Annotated in this window: 16 protein-coding genes; 14 read left to right on the top strand and 2 right to left on the bottom strand. The window is 36.0% G+C overall.

Going from position 1 to position 16,336, the window contains the following annotated elements; translation table 11 throughout:
* The first annotated feature begins 93 nt into the window (after positions 1-93).
* From BM157_RS00175 to BM157_RS00205, 7 genes are all read left to right on the top strand, one after another.
* Positions 94-1,014 (top strand): AAA family ATPase, encoded by a 921-nt coding sequence (locus tag BM157_RS00175; protein WP_022502928.1) that lies wholly within the window; start codon positions 94-96, stop codon positions 1,012-1,014.
* Complete coding sequence (locus tag BM157_RS00180; protein ID WP_090139456.1) at positions 1,014-2,768, top strand: vWA domain-containing protein; 1,755 nt, start codon at positions 1,014-1,016, stop codon at positions 2,766-2,768. The genes BM157_RS00175 and BM157_RS00180 overlap by 1 nt, the downstream gene beginning before the upstream one ends.
* 136 nt (positions 2,769-2,904) lie before the next feature.
* Positions 2,905-2,997 carry a zinc-ribbon domain-containing protein gene (locus BM157_RS00185; RefSeq protein WP_022502926.1) on the top strand — a complete coding sequence of 31 codons (93 nt, stop codon included), beginning with the start codon at positions 2,905-2,907 and terminating at the stop codon, positions 2,995-2,997.
* A 51-nt stretch (positions 2,998-3,048) separates the two neighbouring features.
* Positions 3,049-3,510: a MarR family winged helix-turn-helix transcriptional regulator gene (locus tag BM157_RS00190; protein WP_022502925.1), complete on the top strand. Its 462-nt coding sequence runs from the start codon at positions 3,049-3,051 to the stop codon at positions 3,508-3,510.
* A gap of 223 nt (positions 3,511-3,733) precedes the next feature.
* Positions 3,734-4,135 (top strand): GntR family transcriptional regulator, encoded by a 402-nt coding sequence (locus BM157_RS00195; RefSeq protein ID WP_090139459.1) that lies wholly within the window; start codon positions 3,734-3,736, stop codon positions 4,133-4,135.
* A 47-nt stretch (positions 4,136-4,182) separates the two neighbouring features.
* Positions 4,183-5,589 (top strand): hypothetical protein, encoded by a 1,407-nt coding sequence (locus BM157_RS00200; RefSeq protein ID WP_090139461.1) that lies wholly within the window; start codon positions 4,183-4,185, stop codon positions 5,587-5,589.
* A gap of 195 nt (positions 5,590-5,784) precedes the next feature.
* The gene (locus BM157_RS00205) at positions 5,785-6,126 is read left to right on the top strand and encodes a HEAT repeat domain-containing protein (RefSeq protein ID WP_022502922.1); all 342 of its coding nucleotides are present in this window, start codon (positions 5,785-5,787) and stop codon (positions 6,124-6,126) included.
* 248 nt (positions 6,127-6,374) lie between these two features.
* Here the strand turns inward: BM157_RS00205 and BM157_RS00210 are convergent, their stop codons facing one another.
* Positions 6,375-7,175: an SDR family NAD(P)-dependent oxidoreductase gene (locus tag BM157_RS00210; RefSeq protein WP_090139463.1), complete on the bottom strand. Its 801-nt coding sequence runs from the start codon at positions 7,173-7,175 to the stop codon at positions 6,375-6,377.
* Between the two features lie 674 nt (positions 7,176-7,849).
* Between BM157_RS00210 and pflA the strand changes: the two genes are divergently transcribed.
* The 7 genes from pflA to BM157_RS00245 all read left to right on the top strand — a co-directional run bounded on the left by pflA (position 7,850) and on the right by BM157_RS00245 (position 15,796).
* Positions 7,850-8,608: a pyruvate formate-lyase-activating protein gene (gene pflA, locus BM157_RS00215; RefSeq protein ID WP_022502920.1), complete on the top strand. Its 759-nt coding sequence runs from the start codon at positions 7,850-7,852 to the stop codon at positions 8,606-8,608.
* Positions 8,609-8,618: 10 nt separating this feature from the next.
* Positions 8,619-9,365, top strand: a complete 747-nt coding sequence (gene larB / locus BM157_RS00220) for a nickel pincer cofactor biosynthesis protein LarB (protein WP_055175578.1) — start codon at positions 8,619-8,621, stop codon at positions 9,363-9,365.
* 618 nt (positions 9,366-9,983) lie between these two features.
* Positions 9,984-10,898 carry a 1-phosphofructokinase gene (gene pfkB / locus BM157_RS00225; RefSeq protein WP_022502918.1) on the top strand — a complete coding sequence of 305 codons (915 nt, stop codon included), beginning with the start codon at positions 9,984-9,986 and terminating at the stop codon, positions 10,896-10,898.
* 45 nt (positions 10,899-10,943) lie between these two features.
* Positions 10,944-12,899, top strand: a complete 1,956-nt coding sequence (locus tag BM157_RS00230; RefSeq protein ID WP_055175576.1) for a PTS fructose transporter subunit IIABC — start codon at positions 10,944-10,946, stop codon at positions 12,897-12,899.
* Between the two features lie 157 nt (positions 12,900-13,056).
* Positions 13,057-13,314 carry an HPr family phosphocarrier protein gene (locus BM157_RS00235; RefSeq protein WP_022502916.1) on the top strand — a complete coding sequence of 86 codons (258 nt, stop codon included), beginning with the start codon at positions 13,057-13,059 and terminating at the stop codon, positions 13,312-13,314.
* A gap of 77 nt (positions 13,315-13,391) precedes the next feature.
* Positions 13,392-15,023 (top strand): phosphoenolpyruvate--protein phosphotransferase, encoded by a 1,632-nt coding sequence (ptsP, locus tag BM157_RS00240; protein ID WP_022502915.1) that lies wholly within the window; start codon positions 13,392-13,394, stop codon positions 15,021-15,023.
* Positions 15,024-15,049: 26 nt separating this feature from the next.
* On the top strand, positions 15,050-15,796 hold the full coding sequence (locus BM157_RS00245) for a DeoR/GlpR family DNA-binding transcription regulator (RefSeq protein ID WP_022502914.1): 747 nt from the start codon (positions 15,050-15,052) through the stop codon (positions 15,794-15,796).
* A gap of 60 nt (positions 15,797-15,856) precedes the next feature.
* On the opposite strand, the gene BM157_RS00250 is transcribed toward BM157_RS00245, so the two are convergent.
* Positions 15,857-16,240, bottom strand: coding sequence for a metal-dependent transcriptional regulator (locus BM157_RS00250; RefSeq protein WP_022502913.1), 384 nt, complete (start codon positions 16,238-16,240; stop codon positions 15,857-15,859).
* Positions 16,241-16,336: the final 96 nt, after the last annotated feature.

The raw sequence follows: 16,336 nt of genomic DNA on the forward strand, positions 1-16,336 counted from the left end.
GACATTAATATAGCTTGAATTATTGTAATTTGAAATAAATAAATAAAAAGAATATAATCAAAATATAAAAAAATAGTTAAAGAGGTGTTGGTATTGAATAATCTGATTGAGTTTTTGAAGCAGGAAGGTGTTTCTGCACAGCTTGTAGAAGAAGTCCGGCATTATTCAGAAGAACATACTGTAGATGAAGCATTAAAAAAACGTATTCCTGTACCACATTTTCATTATTATGGCAATAAGGTATGGGAAGAGGCTCTTGCAGTGCTTCTGTGTGGCAGAAATCTTTTGCTGGCAGGAGAGAAGGCAACGGGAAAAAATGTGCTTGCACAGAATCTTGCAGCAGTTTTTGAACGTCCGGCATGGGATATTTCCTTCCATGTTAATATGGATGCGGCTGCGCTGATAGGTTCTGATACATTTCACGATGGCAGGGTTACATTCAGACCCGGACCGGTGTATTGCTGTGCACAAAGTGGCGGCTTTGGGATTCTCGATGAAATCAATATGGCAAGGAATGAAGCACTTGCAGTCTTACATTCTGTACTTGATTTCAGACGTGTAATTGATGTTCCAGGATATGACAGGATAGAGGTTGCAGATGATACACGTTTTATTGCTACGATGAATTATAATTATGCAGGTACAAGGGAATTAAATGAGGCACTTGCCTCAAGATTTGTAGTTATACAGATGCCGCCACTGGCAAAGGAAGATCTTGAGAGACTGTTAAAGGATCAGTTCCCTTCACTGGTTACTAAGTATAACAAACAGTTTGCACTTTTATTTAATGAACTTCAGAAAAAATGTGAAAATGGTGAACTTACAGAGAAAGCTTTGGATCTGCGTGGATTAATTGATGCTGTAAGTCTTATAAAAAAGGGTATTCCAATCAGGGATGCATTGGATCTTGGAATTACCAATAAGATATTTGACAGTTATGAAAAAGAGCTTATACGTGATGTCATAGCTTCAAGGTTTCCCTTAAAGCTGCATAATACGGAGGTGTTTGAATAATGCGTACCATTTCTTATACTGCTAAGGAAAGACGGGCTGCTAATCAGGTATGGAATGCGGCGGAACGCTATAATTTTGATCCATTGTTTCTGGCTGTTGAAACAGGGGATTTAGATTCAGATTTATATATGAATCTTATAATTGGACTGGCATATAAGTATTATGGTGAAAAGGCAATCAGCACTTTATTTGGTTATTGGAACGGAGATATCAGTCAGGCTATGCTGGATGATCTGACATGGCTTTATCTGGAACATGTACTGTATACAGAGGAAGCATTAAAACGTCCGTCTATGACTGATTTACGGGTTTATTATGGAAAGGCTTTTTTTGCAGGTGAATATAAGCTGTCGAGGCAGGAGTGGATGAGTAAAAACCGGCTTGTATATAATATGCAGTCAGCCAGATGGAGCAGTGTGTCAGGGAAAAAGAAGGTTCTGCTGACACCAAATGAACAAAAGCTGTATGCAGAACTGACACCACAGATAATGCCTGAAACAGACCGGTTGATAGATGCTGTGCTGGCAATTTATCGCAAATTTAATCTTTTTGATGGCGTAAAACATGAAAAAAAAGCGTTGCGACTGCATTTTACAGGGGCATTTGCCCGGATAATGACAAGAATAATGCCTGTCAGCTCTGTAAGAAATAATCATGTAATGGTTATGCGTTCTTCTGCGGCGGACAATATGACTGGTGAAGCAGCTTACAGTAAAAAGAAAGATAATATAACATATAAGAAAGAAAATGATGACTGCTCTTATATTGAGAATTGTTTTGGAAGATCTGTTATATCAGAGCAGACTCTTATTAAAATAGAAAAAGAACTGTGTACAGGCAGTCATACAGGATGCCATTTATGGTTTACAGATGGAAAATATATAACAAATAAAAATATACCGAAGGAATTTCTTCATTTAAGAGAACAGTCACAGCTGCAGGTTGAAAGAAATCATTCATATTATAATAAAAATGTACGGCTTTATGATAGTCTTATTGCACATATAGTCGAACAAATCCGTAATAGCGAATATATAAGTCAGAAGACAGATGTAATATCAGGTCAGAGAGGAAGGCTTGATACAACCAAAGTATGGCGTGCAGAATATATAGAAGATAACAGGATTTTTCACACATATGAAGATGATAATCAACCGTCCTTTACAGTGGATCTGCTTCTTGATGCATCTGCTTCAAGGCTTCAGTATCAGGAAATGCTTGCTGCGCAGGGAGTAATTATTTCCAAAAGCCTCGTGAAATGTAATATACCGGTCAGGGTAACAAGATTTTGCAGTGTTAGAGGATATACAGTTTTTCATATATTGAAGTCTTTTAGGGATAAGAAGTGCGACAATATTTTCAATTATTATGCTGCCGGTTGGAATCGTGATGGTCTTGCTTTTCGGGGAATTGGTAAAATCCTTGATATGAACCCGGGGGTGGCTGACAGGCATCTTGTGATTATTTTAACAGATGCTGCGCCTAATGACAGCCAGCGTATTCTGCCATCACAGGACAGCCCGTTTGGACATGATTATAGCGACGATATTTCTGTTAATGATGCAGCCGAAGAGGTACGTGCACTGCGTGCTAAAGGAATACATGTATCAGCCGTTTTTATGGGAAATGATGCGGCGGCCAATAGCGCAGAAAAGATTTATGGAAAAGAATTTACAAGAATACGTCGTATTGATGAGCTGGCAAAGGCGGCAGGAAGACTTATACAAAAAGAGATTCAGTCGTTGACAAGATAATTGCAAATGTGTATGTGATTAGGAATGGAGATAATAGGGTGTTGGTATTTTATATTTTTATATAATTGTGAAAATGTATATATACATAAAATGACAACTAATATAAAATAAAAAAACAAAAGAAATGGAGAATGTAATGTACTGTAAAAATTGCGGAATGAAACTGGAGAATGGGACTAAGTTCTGCGGCGGATGTGGAATGCCAGTCGATAATGAGATTTTTGAATGAAAAAATACTTGATTATATGGAGAGGACAATAATTAAGAAAAGAGGGTCATTATGAAAAGTAAGCAGAATGTAAGACATTACCTGTTTGACGTGGAAATGCTAAGACGAAGATTATTAAGACCATATTTTATAGAACTTGGACTGACAGTTGGACAGGGGCAGCCACGCATATTATATGAGTTAAGAAAATGTGATGGAATGAGCCAGAAAGAATTGTCAGATGCCTGCCTTATAGAGGTGACTACGATGTCAAGAACGCTTGACAGATTAGAGAGTATGGGACTTATTAAAAGACAGAATAATCCAGAGTGTAGGCGTTCGTGGATTATATCTTTAACAGAAGAAGGAAAGGAAAAAGCTGACAGGGTATCTGATATATTTGATATGGCTGAGGAAGTGTTCCGCAAAGGTATAGGCGAAGAAGAGCTTAACAGTATGTGTGCAACGCTTGAAAAGATAGAGAATAATCTTAATGAAGCTATAGAGGAGCAAAGCACGGAGGGGAATAATTAACAGGTAATAGTATCTGATAATAGTATTCAATTATATTATTTTCAAATTATATTGCAAAGTAGTATTATTTGTATTACAATAACTAATACAAATAATACTACTTTTTTATTTGCCTTATTAATAAGATTGTGAAAAGGTTATATTTGTTTAATGTAAGGTTCATAAGATATCGGTTAGGTCAATTCTATGTTGTGAATATTGTGTCAGGAAAGGAGTTAATACAATGATTATTGAATTAGATATGAATAGCAGTACACCTATATATGTCCAGCTTCGTAATCAGATTGTAATGGGAATTGGGCGTGGTGAATTAAAGCTTGGTGAGAGCCTGCCAACGGTAAGACAGCTTGCACAGGATATTGGAGTTAATACAATGACGGTGAATAAAGCGTACCAGATATTAAAGACAGAAGGATATATTAAAATAGACCGCAGGCACGGAGCAATAGTATCAGACAATATTGATATGGATATTGTATTCAGGGAAAAGCTTGAAAATGAACTTGAATTATTATTAGCAGAAGCAGCTATCAATGGAATGGATAAGAACGATTTTCTTAGTATGTGCAATGAAATATATTCAAAAATGAAAGTGTCAGGTGACAGTGAACCAAAGACAACATAAATACAAAAGTAAAAGCATTTCGGTGACTGGACAGGGAGGATAATATTATGGGAATAGCATTGTTTGTGATAGCATTGGTAAGCAATATATTTATAATTTTAATTATGAGATACGGATTTACTGGTAATTATGAATATAAGCAGGGGATGCTTCTTGGTGTTCATATACCACAGGAGAATATTGGTGATGAAGAAGTAGTAAGCCTTATGGAAAAGGCAAAGCGTAATTATAAAATATTCCAGAATGTTAATGTGGTTCTTGGTATAGTGATATGTTTTGTGAATTTTCTTAATATGATAATATTTGTGCTTATCTGGTGTGTGTGGCTGATTGGTTATGCTGTAGGCATAGAATTACTGATTATTATGCCACATAGGAAAATGTATGATATAAAGATTAAGAATAAATGGGTTATAGAAAGCCAGAAAAGGATATATGCAGATACTTCCCTGTCAGCGGGCAGAGGAGAAGTTAAGCTGTATTATCATTTAATACCGATATGTTCTGAGATTGTTACAGGTATTATTCTGTGGGCAGTAAGTGGCAGAACAAAGGATTTTAATCAGGCACTTATATTATTACTTAATACGTTGCTGGTATCGCTGATATCATTTGTATTTAATGTGGCATTTAATAAAAGAGAAAGAAATGTATACAGTAAAGATACGGCTGTTAATCAGGCAGTCAATAAGATGGTTAAAAAATATATATTTAAAGGAGTGTTAATAACTAACATAATCAATGCTTTCTCGTGGCTATATATATTTATTGAATATATAGGACATAGCAGAATAACAGATGCCAACTATTATGTATATATAGGAATTCAATTTATGTATACACTTGCTATTTTATGGATGATTATTGTTATTGGAAAGAAGAAAGAGGAGATACTTAACAGAGATGACGAGCCGTTATATGTAGATGATGATGAGTATTGGAAAACTGGATTCTATAATAACCCTGCTGATCCTAAAGTATTAGTCAAGAACAGACTGAGTGATATGAATTATTCCTTCAATCTTGGTAATAAAGCTGGAAAAGCAATTATGTGGTCACTTGAGGCTGTCGTTGCTGGATTTATTATATGGTTTGTGGCTATTATGATACCATATATTAATGTCCATATAGATACAGAAATTAAAGATAATTACTTCACGGTAAAAGCTGTGGGATATGAGTTCTCAATCAATATTGATGATATTGAGGAAGTACAGCTTATGGATAAAATGCCTAAAGACAGCTTTACAAGAACTAATGGCGGGGCAACAGAAGAGTATAATATAGGTAATTATAAAGGCAATACATATGGAAAATGTATGCTTTTTATATGGAATGGCTATGGACCTGTGGTTATGATAAAGGGAGATAACAAGATAGTATTTGTTAATTATAAGGAAGATGGAGCGGCATTAAAGCTTTATGAGCAGTTGTCTGGTGCAGGCACAATATGACTACTTGGTAGTCACTTAGAAGTTTCTACGAAACTTCATATGTGCTGAAAAACGCGCAGAATATAATGAGCATATCAAAATAACATTTTACATTTAATGATAAAAGATGTATAATCTGTGTTAATGAAAACCTAATTAATAAATATCGCGATAGATTAGATTTCACTATTTATATTTATAAGGGAGGAATCTGATATGTTATTTAAGAAGGATATTAACAAAAAAATCGAACATCTTGTAAAGAAGAATGATTTCTATGCAGTTGCAGATTATGTGTATGGAACTAAGGAAGAGAAGCTTGACCTGGCTAAAGCCTTAGGAACTAACGATAATAACAGCAGTGTTGATTTATTGTTAAGACTTGTTGATGATAAAGATGATGATGTTGTATATGCGGCTTGTGAGGCATTAAGAAATGTCGGATCAGAACATAATACTGCGGATTTACTTGAGAAGCTTAATAATCTTCCAAAAGAAAAAGAGCATTTAAGGGAAGAAATCAGCAGGACTGTACAGGAATTACATCATAGAAATTAATATATATGATATATAAAACATATTTAAGTATATCAAAAGTATAAATTGCATAATAAAACATATGGAGAATGTATAATGAAGTGTATATATAGCTGGTATATTACTCTATAATAAAAAGGTACTGAAATTATGTTTTCAGTACCTTTTTTAATGAGTTCCTATTGTATAACCAGCTTTAATAATATGGCAAAGAACTTTTCAGGATTACCAGATATACTGGCTGACACTTTACCGCCAGCGGGCATTAACTATGGACGCTGTCCAAGTCCACCCTCAAGTGTGAGAGTTTCACCTGTCATATACTTAAAGTCTGGAGATGCAAGCTGTACGCATACACGTCCGATTTCAAGCTCAGCATCACCGAAATGGCCTGCTGGTGGAGTATGAACATTTTTATCAAATGCCTCTGGATAAGCGTTCTTGAACTGCTCAAGCTGTGATGTCCACGCAAGAGGGCATATAATATTAACATTAATTCCATCTTTAGCCCATTCAGTTGCAGCAACTCTTGTAAGACCTCTTATACCTTCCTTAGCGGCGGCATAGGCACACTGTCCAAAGTTACCAAAAAGTCCAGCACCAGAAGCAAAGTTAATTACAGAGCCATTACTTTCCTTAAGATAAGGATAGCAGGCTTTCATATAATAAAATGCGGCATAAAGACCTGAATACATAGCAAGATTGAACTGCTCTGTAGTATGTTCAGCAAGTGGAACGCCGGAAGCAGAGGCCTGTGCGTTATTGATAAGCACATCAATATGTCCAAATGTATCAATTGTCTGCTTAACGACATTAGCTACAACAGCTTCATTATCAGCAGAGGCATTAACATCTGCCTGAATTGTAAGAACCTTGATATTGTAAAGCTTTTCTAATTCTTCTTTAGCGGCGGCAAGCTTGCTTTCATTACGTCCTGTAATGACAATATTAGCACCCTCCTTAGCATAAGCTGTAGCAATTCCATATCCGATAGAACCACATCTTCCGTCACTTAATACGGCACGGCCAGCCCCTGTTATAATGGCGGTTTTACCTGTTAAAAATCCCATAAATCTAATCTCCCTGTCTGTGATATTTACGATAATCAGGAATAAGTTAAAGCACACAATGTACTTTCGATAAATTCCAGTCGTGGATTTATAATAACATAGTCAGACTAAACAAACAATATAATTATGCGAAAATTATTATCAAAAAGAAGAAAAATACTAAAAACTATTTAAAATAACAGCAATGTTAAAAAAATATCAAAATTATATCACAAAATACTGTTAATTGATAATTTGTTAACAAAAAGTAGTTCAGCACAAAACAATGTGCAAGATACAGTAATTAGCAGAGCTGATAGAGGAGTTACCTGATATTAATAATGTGTATACATAAAAATTAATGTTGAATTAATAAAGAGGATATTAAAGAAGTCAAGAATTGAATAATATAATTAAATGGCAGAATAATGAGGTAAAATAATTAATTGGTTTACTGAACACCGGATAATATTATGTGATTCATTAGATTTATGGAAAAGAGGATAATTTTAACAAAGATGGTGAATTCTTTTTGTTTTTGACACTTATATCATATTAATGTAGAATAAAATGGTTTATTATGATAATATCTTGTATACACTATTGTTGTATAATATTCCACGAAAGCTTCATACCGGCGCGCATAGGGTATGAATGATTATGGACAGAGGATATGCGCAGAAATGAGGATTATTATGTCAGATATAAAAGGAAGAATTCATTCAGTAGAAAGTTTTGGTTCAGTTGACGGACCTGGTGTAAGATATATAGTATTTCTTCAGGGATGTCATATGAGATGTAAATATTGCCATAATCCAGAGACCTGGAAGTTAGAGGATGGCGAACTCCAGACACCACAGGAAGTATTTGATAAGGCTTACAGATACCATAACTACTGGAAAGATAATGGAGGCATAACTGTGAGTGGTGGAGAAGCACTTCTTCAGATTGAATTTGTTACAGAGCTTTTTAAGATAGCCAAGAAAGAAGGAGTTCATACAACTCTTGATACATCAGGCAATCCATTTACATTTGAAGAACCATTTATAAGCAAGTTCAATGAGCTTATGGCAGTTACAGATCTTTTTATGCTCGATATTAAGCATATTGACGATGAAAAGCATAAGAAACTTACAGGCTGGACTAATAAGAATATATTAGATATGGCAAAATATCTTTCGGATAATAACAAGGATATGTGGATACGTCACGTACTTGTGCCAAAGGTTACAGATGATAAGGAAGATTTACAGGCACTTTCAGATTTCGTTAAGTCATTAAAGACAGTTAAGAGATTTGAAATTCTTCCATATCATACACTTGGTGTATTTAAGTGGCACGATCTTGGTGTGAAATATGAGCTTGAAGATATTATGCCTCCAACTAAGGAAGAAATACAGAGAGCTGATGATATACTTCATACAGGTGATTACAAGGGATATCTTGAAAAATGAGGAAAATGCCGTGAACAAAGAGGAACTTAACAATTTATTGGAAAATGTTGCCTCTGGTGCTATTTCTCCGAAAGAGGCGGCAGATAGTATTAAATTAGAATCATTTAAGGATTTAGGCTTTGCCAAGGTTGATACCAACAGGGAATTAAGACAGGGAATGTCGGAAGTTATATATGGCAAAAGCAAGACTAAAGAGCAGATTGCCGGTATAGTTGGTGCAATGCTTGAAGAAAAAGAAAAGACAATCCTTATAACCAGAATGAGCAGGGAAGCCGCTGATTATGTGGCACAGCAATATAACCTGAATTATGATGAATTATCGCAGATTGGAATAATTGGCGATATGCCAGAAAAGAATGGCAAGGGCAGGATTGTTGTAGCAACAGGCGGAACAAGTGATATACCAGTTGCCGAGGAAGCAGCCAGGACAGCAGAAGTATATGGCAATGAAGTTGTAAGGCTGTATGATGTTGGCGTTGCAGGAATGCACAGGCTTATGAACCATATTGATGCTATAATGAATGCAAGAGTTATAATTGCAATTGCTGGTATGGAGGGCGCACTTGCAAGTGTCATAGGCGGTATGGCTGACTGCCCTGTTATAGCTGTTCCAACAAGTGTTGGTTATGGAGCTAATTTTGGCGGTTTGTCAGCACTGCTTTCAATGCTTAATTCCTGTGCAAGCGGTGTAAGCGTTGTTAATATTGACAATGGCTTTGGTGCGGGATATCTGGCGAGTATGATAAATCATATGTGATGTGGATTATACAATGTAGATTATATGTGATGGCAAGTGGTATCGGTCGGTGCCGGTGTGATTGCAGGTAGTATTATATATTATTTTTGTAATTAATTATAATGCATATCATATAGTGAAACCGAGTTATATATTATATATAAGACATAATAACCCCCAGGCAGATTATGAAAATGTTTATTCATAATTTACTTGGGGGTTGTTTGATGAAAATATTAATATTTAAGCTTCAGAGTTTCTTCTGCTTTATTAAATATAAGATCGATGATCTCCGGGTCAACATCATCAGACTGATACTGAGAATAAATAGCTTCTATATTTTCTTTGTAAATGTTCTGGGTAATATTAAGTAGATTTTTTACATCATCATTATAAAATGTATATTTGTCGGAATCAAGTATCTGAATAAGATTTAGAAATTAAAACAATCATAAGTGTTAATATTAATTCAATTAAATGGTATAATTCTACATAAAATTCTGATAATAAATCTTATATATGTACAATCTGCACAAAATAGAATATGAATGTTTGTGAATGATAATAATTGATTATGGATGAATATGGAGTTATTATAATGATAACAAAAGCAACGTGACCAGAAGGGAGGGATATAAAGTGATATATACCGTAACATTTAATCCATCACTTGATTATATTGTATCTGTTAAAGATTTCAGACCAGGTATGACTAACAGGACGAGCAGTGAGTTAATGCTTGCCGGAGGTAAAGGAATTAATGTATCTATAGTTCTTGGCAATCTTGGAATAAAGAGTACAGCGTTAGGTTTTATTGCTGGATTTACTGGAGATGAGATTGTAAGAAGACTGCATAATGGTGGCATTAATTCAGAATTTATCAAAATTAATGACGGAATTTCAAGAATTAATATTAAGTTAAAGTCGATTGATGGAACGGAGATTAATGGACAAGGACCACATATAGATAGTTCTCATATTGAACAGCTTATGAACAGATTAAGAAGACTTGAAAGCGGTGATGTTCTTGTTCTTGCGGGTAGCATACCGGCAGGCATATCAGATAATATATATAAAGACATTATGGATATGTTAAAGGACAAAGGTGTTCAGATTGTGGTTGATGCAACAAGCAGGCTGTTGACTAATGTATTGGAATATAATCCATTTTTTATAAAGCCTAACCAGCACGAGCTTGGAGATATATTTAATGTGACACTTAATACACAGGAAGAAGTTATTCCGTATGCTTTGGAATTAAAGAAAATGGGTGCTGTTAATGTATGTGTATCAATGGGTGGAAAAGGTGCAATACTTGTAGCAGATGATGGCAATGTGTATAAAGCAAAGGCTCCGGACGGGATACTTAAGAATTCAGTGGGGGCAGGAGATTCACTTGTAGCGGGCTTCCTTTCAGGCTGGATTGAAAAGAAAGATTATGAGTATGCGTTCAGGAAAGGTGTTGCAACAGGAAGTGCCAGTGCATTTTCGGAAAGATTGGCAACTAACGGAGAAGTTAATGATCTTATAGGTAAAGTTACTATAATCAGATAATTATTACAGAGTGTTTAAACTTATTATAAATATGGAGGTATGTATATGAGGATTACCGATTTATTAAGTGCTTCAAGTATAGATCTTAATGCAAAGCCTTTAAATAAAAAAGAGGCAATAGAGCAGGCTGTGAAGCTTATGGCGGCCAGCGGTAATATTACAGATATTGAAGCGTATACGAAGCAGGTTATTGCAAGAGAAGAAGAAAGCACAACTGGTGTTGGAGAGGGAATTGCCATACCACACGGCAAATGCAGTGCGGTAAGCAGACCGGGACTTGCAGCTATGATTATAAGGGATGGAGTTGATTATGATTCATTAGATGGTGAACCTGTTAATGTATTGTTTCTTATAGCAGCTCCGGATAGTGAGGATAATGTTCATCTAGATGTATTAAGCAAGCTTTCGGTGCTTCTAATGGATGAAGAATTTATCAGAAAGTTAAAAGCAGCTAAGGATATTGGGGAATTTCTTGAAGTTATCGATAATGCAGACAGTGAAAGCAAGAGCATTGATGAAAGATTGCAGGATACAGGCACATATAATGCTGGCAATAGTGATACGAATCCGGCTGACAGGTATATAGTGGCTGTAACTTCGTGTCCTACAGGTATTGCACATACGTATATGGCAGCTGAGGGTCTGGAAAAAGCAGCTAAAAAGGCAGGCTGTACAATTAAGATAGAGACAAGAGGTTCAGCAGGTGCTAAAAATGTGCTTACAGATGAAGATATAGAAAAAGCGGAATGTATAATAGTTGCGGCAGATGCCAAAGTGCCAATGGCAAGGTTTGAAGGACATAAGGTTATAGAATGTCAGGTATCAGACGGAATTAATAAAGCTGATGAATTAATAAGTCAGGCACTTAGCGGTGATGTTCCCGAATATCAGGTACATGGGATGGGCAGATCTTCTGATGATAGTCAGGCAGCTGCGGTTAAGAAGAATAAATCAGGCGGAGTTGGACATCAGATATATACACAGCTTATGAATGGTGTTTCGCATATGCTTCCATTTGTAGTTGGCGGTGGTATTCTGATTGCCATAGCATTTCTTATTGATGGAATTAATGTTGATATGAACAGTCTTTCTGAAGCGGAAAGAGCTAATTTTGGTACTATAACACCAGTTGCAGCTTTGTTTAAGAATATAGGTGGAGCAGCATTTGGATTTATGCTTCCTGTGCTTGCAGGATATATTGCAATGGCGATAGGTGACAGACCGGCACTGGCACTGGGTTTTGTCGGAGGATATATTGCAGCTAATGGAAAGTCTGGATTTTTAGGTGCTTTAGTTGCAGGCTTTGCGGCTGGATACATTATTTTAGGTTTAAGAAAATTGTGTGACAAGCTTCCAGAAGCACTTGAAAAGATTGCACCTGTGCTTATATATCCGGTTGTGGGAATTCTTGTTATAGGACTTGGAATGAACTATGTAATAGAGCCTGTTATGGGGGCGATTAATACAGGGCTTAATTCATTCCTTGTTGGAATGGGAAGTTCAAGCCGTATAATTCTTGGATTTGTGCTTGCAGCAATGATGGCAATTGATATGGGTGGTCCATTTAATAAAGCAGCATATGTATTTGGAACAGCTTCAATTGCATATGGTAATTACGATATTATGGCAGCAGTTATGATTGGTGGTATGGTTCCACCTTGTGCTATTGCACTTGCTACAATGTTATTTAAGAATAAGTTCACTAAGGAAGAAAGAGAGGCAGGACCAACCAACTTTATTATGGGACTTGCATTTATAACAGAAGGTGCCATTCCATATGCGGCGGCAGATCCGCTTCACGTTATACCAGCATGCCTTATTGGTTCTGGAATAGCAGGAGCAATAAGTATGTTATTTAAGTGCACGTTAATGGCTCCACACGGTGGAATATTCGTGTTCCCGGTTGTCGGCAACCCATTATATTATCTTTTAGCATTAGTTGTTGGAACAATCGTTTCTTGTTTCCTTCTTGGAGTATTAAAGAAGAAGGTTAATGAATAGATTTGTTAATAAAATATAATTTTAAAATAAAGTATATGACTGTAGCCTGGCGTATCTGGTATGGTCCTGTTAAAAACACAATATATAAATATAAAAAACACAAAATATACCAAAACGAAACGTTTAAAATAAAAGATACGCAGAAAAGAGGTTTATTATGAAAGAATTTAATTATACAATTACAGACAAAGAAGGAATCCATATGAGACCAGCAGGTGAGCTTGTAAAAGCAGCTAAGCAGTTTGAGAGTAGTATATTAATTAAGAAAGACGGAAAGACTGCTGACTGCAAGAAGGTATTTACAATAATGTCATTAGCAGTAAAATGTGGACAGGAAGTAACAGTAAATGTAGAAGGTACAGACGAAGAACAGGCAGCTGCAAAGATTGAAGAATTTATGAAAGCTAATATGTAAATTAAAGTGCCAGGGTTAAAGTATATAAATTAAAATACCTAATTAAAGGGCTGAAATTAAAGAAAGGAGGGGCTGTTATGTATGAATATAAAGGAAAAAGCGTGTTTGGCGGGATAGCCATAGGCAGAATTAAAGTGTACAGTAAAGAACAACAGCAGGTTAAGCGGATGCATATTGATGATTGTGAGAGCGAGAAGCAAAGATATATTAATGCCGTTGATAAAGCAGTTGAACAGTTAGGTATGCTTTATGATAAGGCTTTAAAGGAAGTCGGTGAAGCCAATGCGGCAATATTTGAAATGCACCAGATAATGCTTGAAGATGACGATTATAAAGAGTCGGTTCTTAATATAATTGATAATCAGAATGTTAATGCTGAATATGCAGTTGCACAGACCTCGGATAACTTTTCATCAATGTTTGCGGCTATGGACGATGAATATATGAGAGGCAGGGCTTTAGATGTAAGAGATATTTCTGAAAGACTTATAACTATTCTTAGTGGTGGTAAAAGCAGTACAATAGAATCTGATGAGCCGTCAATAATCATTGCAGAAGATTTGGCACCATCGGAAACTGTACAGATGGATAAAGAAAAGATATTATCATTTGTAAGTGTTAAGGGTTCGGTTAATTCACATACAGCTATACTTGCAAGGACAATGGGGATACCAGCCCTTATAGGAACAAAAGGTGTTCTTGATGAAGATATAGACGGCTTAACAGGCATTGTTGACGGCTTTAATGGAGTTGTGTATATCAATCCTGATAGCGAGACACTTGACCGCTACAAGAAAGAACAGGCGAAGTATATAGAACAGAAGGAACTTTTAAACAGACTTAAGGGAAAAGAAGATGTAACGCTTGATGGAACAAAGATAAAGTTGTATGCTAATATTGGTAATGTTAAGGATATAGCGTTAGTTCTTGCTAATGATGCGGCAGGAATAGGATTGTTCAGGAGTGAATTCATCTATCTTGAGAGAACTGATTTTCCGACAGAAGAGGAACAGTTTAATATATATAAGACTGTTGCGGAAAATATGGCTGGAAAGCCGGCTATAATAAGAACACTTGATATAGGTGCAGACAAGCAGTGTGACTATTTTAATCTTGATAAAGAGGACAATCCGGCATTAGGTGTGAGAGCTATCAGAATATGCCTTACAAGAACGGATATATTTAAGACACAGTTAAGAGCTTTATACAGGGCGAGTGCATATGGCAATATTCATATTATGTATCCGATGATTGCTAATATGTGGGAGATAGACCGCATAAAAGAGATTGAAAATGAGGTGAAGGCTGAGCTTGCGGCTCAGGAGATTAAGATAGGAAGCCCAAAGACAGGAATAATGATAGAGACACCGGCGGCTGCAATGATTAGCGATGAGCTTGCAAAAAAGGTTGATTTCTTTAGTATTGGAACTAATGATTTGACACAGTACACATTGGCTGTTGACAGGCAGAATCCTAAGCTGGATACATTTTTTGATGCACATCACCCAGCAGTGCTAAAGATGATTAAAATGGTTGTCGATAATGCACATAGAGCCGGGATATGGGCAGGAATATGTGGAGAGCTTGGAGCTGATACAAGCCTTACACAGAAGTTTCTTGAAATGGGTGTTGATGAATTGTCGGTTTCGCCGGGGAGAATTCTTCCAATCAGAAAGATTATCCGTGACACTGATGTATCTGAATTATAATTGGTATATTGGAAAAGGTGATTGTTATGCTTGCAGAGAAAAGACACGAATATATACTTCAGGAGTTGAAACGCAAGGGAAGTATAACTGTCAATGAGATTAAAGAAGAACTTGGAATTTCAGAATCTACAATTAGAAGAGATTTGAATTTGCTTGATGAAGAAGGCAAGCTTGTCAAGGTATTTGGAGGTGCAGTATCAGCAGGTTTTGAAGTTTCAGGCAGTGAACCAAGCGTTACGCAGAAGCGTGAAATAAATATTAATGGCAAGAAGCTTATTGCAAAATATGCGGCAGGACTTATAGAACCTGATGATTTTGTATATATGGATGCAGGCACTACAACAGGTTGTATGATTGATTATATAACAGAAAAGCGGGCGGTATATGTGACTAATGCTGTTACACACGCAAGAAATCTTGCGGCGTTAGGTTTCAGGGTTATACTTATAGGTGGTGAGCTTAAGGGTTCAACAGAAGCAGTAGTAGGTGCTAATGCTATTGAAATGTTAAGAAATTATAATTTCAACAAAGGATTTTTTGGTACAAATGGCATAAGTATTAAATGTGGATTTACGACGCCTGATATTAATGAGGCAGAAGTTAAGAAAATGGCGATGTGCCATTGCAATCACAAAATAATTCTTGCAGACAGCACCAAATTCGATAATGTAAGTTCAGTGACATTTGCAAGGATTGATACAGCTAAGATAATAACTGATGAAGAAGTGCCTGCTGGTTATAGGGATTATAATATTTATAAGGTGAATGGATGATGTTATAATTAAAAAATGAACAATATTAAAAGGGACTTTTTAAGTCCCTTTTTTAGTAAGTTATTTCTGTCTGTTGCTAAGCTGTTCAGATATAGCCTGTTTAATGGCATTGAAAGACTCTTTGCTTATATCGTGTTCGATACGGCACGCATCCTCCTCGGCAGTCTGCTTATTGACACCAAGCTGTATTAACCAAGAAGAAAGTATCTGATGTCTTTCATAAATCATCTCGGCAATTTCCCTGCCAGAGTCTGTAAGGTATATATAACCTTCTTTAGTTACGCGTATATGTTCTGATTCACGAAGATTCTTCATAGCAATGCTGACGCTTGACTTCTTATAGCCCATTTCGTTGGCAATATCAATTGAACGCACAACAGGCAGTTTCTTGCTAAGCATAAGTATTGTTTCTAAATAATCTTCAGCTGATTCGTGGATGACCATAATTATTCCCCCTGACTAACATTTATGTGAATTAATAAATAATTGTAGATTATAAAGCAATTAATAAATAATTAATGTAAATATAATACTAATAAG

Source organism: [Lactobacillus] rogosae (assembly GCA_900112995.1).
In the GTDB taxonomy this organism is placed as follows: Bacteria; Bacillota; Clostridia; order Lachnospirales; family Lachnospiraceae; genus Lachnospira; species Lachnospira rogosae.

Bases quoted from the DNA above. Each gene is read 5' to 3' on its own strand.
- BM157_RS00200 (WP_090139461.1), top strand. From the start codon at position 4,183: ATGGGAATAGCATTGTTTGTGATAGCATTGGTAAGCAATATATTTATA.
- BM157_RS00195 (WP_090139459.1), top strand. From the start codon at position 3,734: ATGATTATTGAATTAGATATGAATAGCAGTACACCTATATATGTCCAG.
- BM157_RS00245 (WP_022502914.1), top strand. From the start codon at position 15,050: ATGCTTGCAGAGAAAAGACACGAATATATACTTCAGGAGTTGAAACGC.
- BM157_RS00210 (WP_090139463.1), bottom strand. From the start codon at position 7,175: ATGGGATTTTTAACAGGTAAAACCGCCATTATAACAGGGGCTGGCCGT.
- BM157_RS00235 (WP_022502916.1), top strand. From the start codon at position 13,057: ATGAAAGAATTTAATTATACAATTACAGACAAAGAAGGAATCCATATG.
- BM157_RS00190 (WP_022502925.1), top strand. From the start codon at position 3,049: ATGAAAAGTAAGCAGAATGTAAGACATTACCTGTTTGACGTGGAAATG.
- pflA (WP_022502920.1), top strand. From the start codon at position 7,850: ATGTCAGATATAAAAGGAAGAATTCATTCAGTAGAAAGTTTTGGTTCA.
- BM157_RS00185 (WP_022502926.1), top strand. From the start codon at position 2,905: ATGTACTGTAAAAATTGCGGAATGAAACTGGAGAATGGGACTAAGTTC.
- BM157_RS00230 (WP_055175576.1), top strand. From the start codon at position 10,944: ATGAGGATTACCGATTTATTAAGTGCTTCAAGTATAGATCTTAATGCA.
- BM157_RS00180 (WP_090139456.1), top strand. From the start codon at position 1,014: ATGCGTACCATTTCTTATACTGCTAAGGAAAGACGGGCTGCTAATCAG.
- BM157_RS00250 (WP_022502913.1), bottom strand. From the start codon at position 16,240: ATGGTCATCCACGAATCAGCTGAAGATTATTTAGAAACAATACTTATG.
- BM157_RS00205 (WP_022502922.1), top strand. From the start codon at position 5,785: ATGTTATTTAAGAAGGATATTAACAAAAAAATCGAACATCTTGTAAAG.
- ptsP (WP_022502915.1), top strand. From the start codon at position 13,392: ATGTATGAATATAAAGGAAAAAGCGTGTTTGGCGGGATAGCCATAGGC.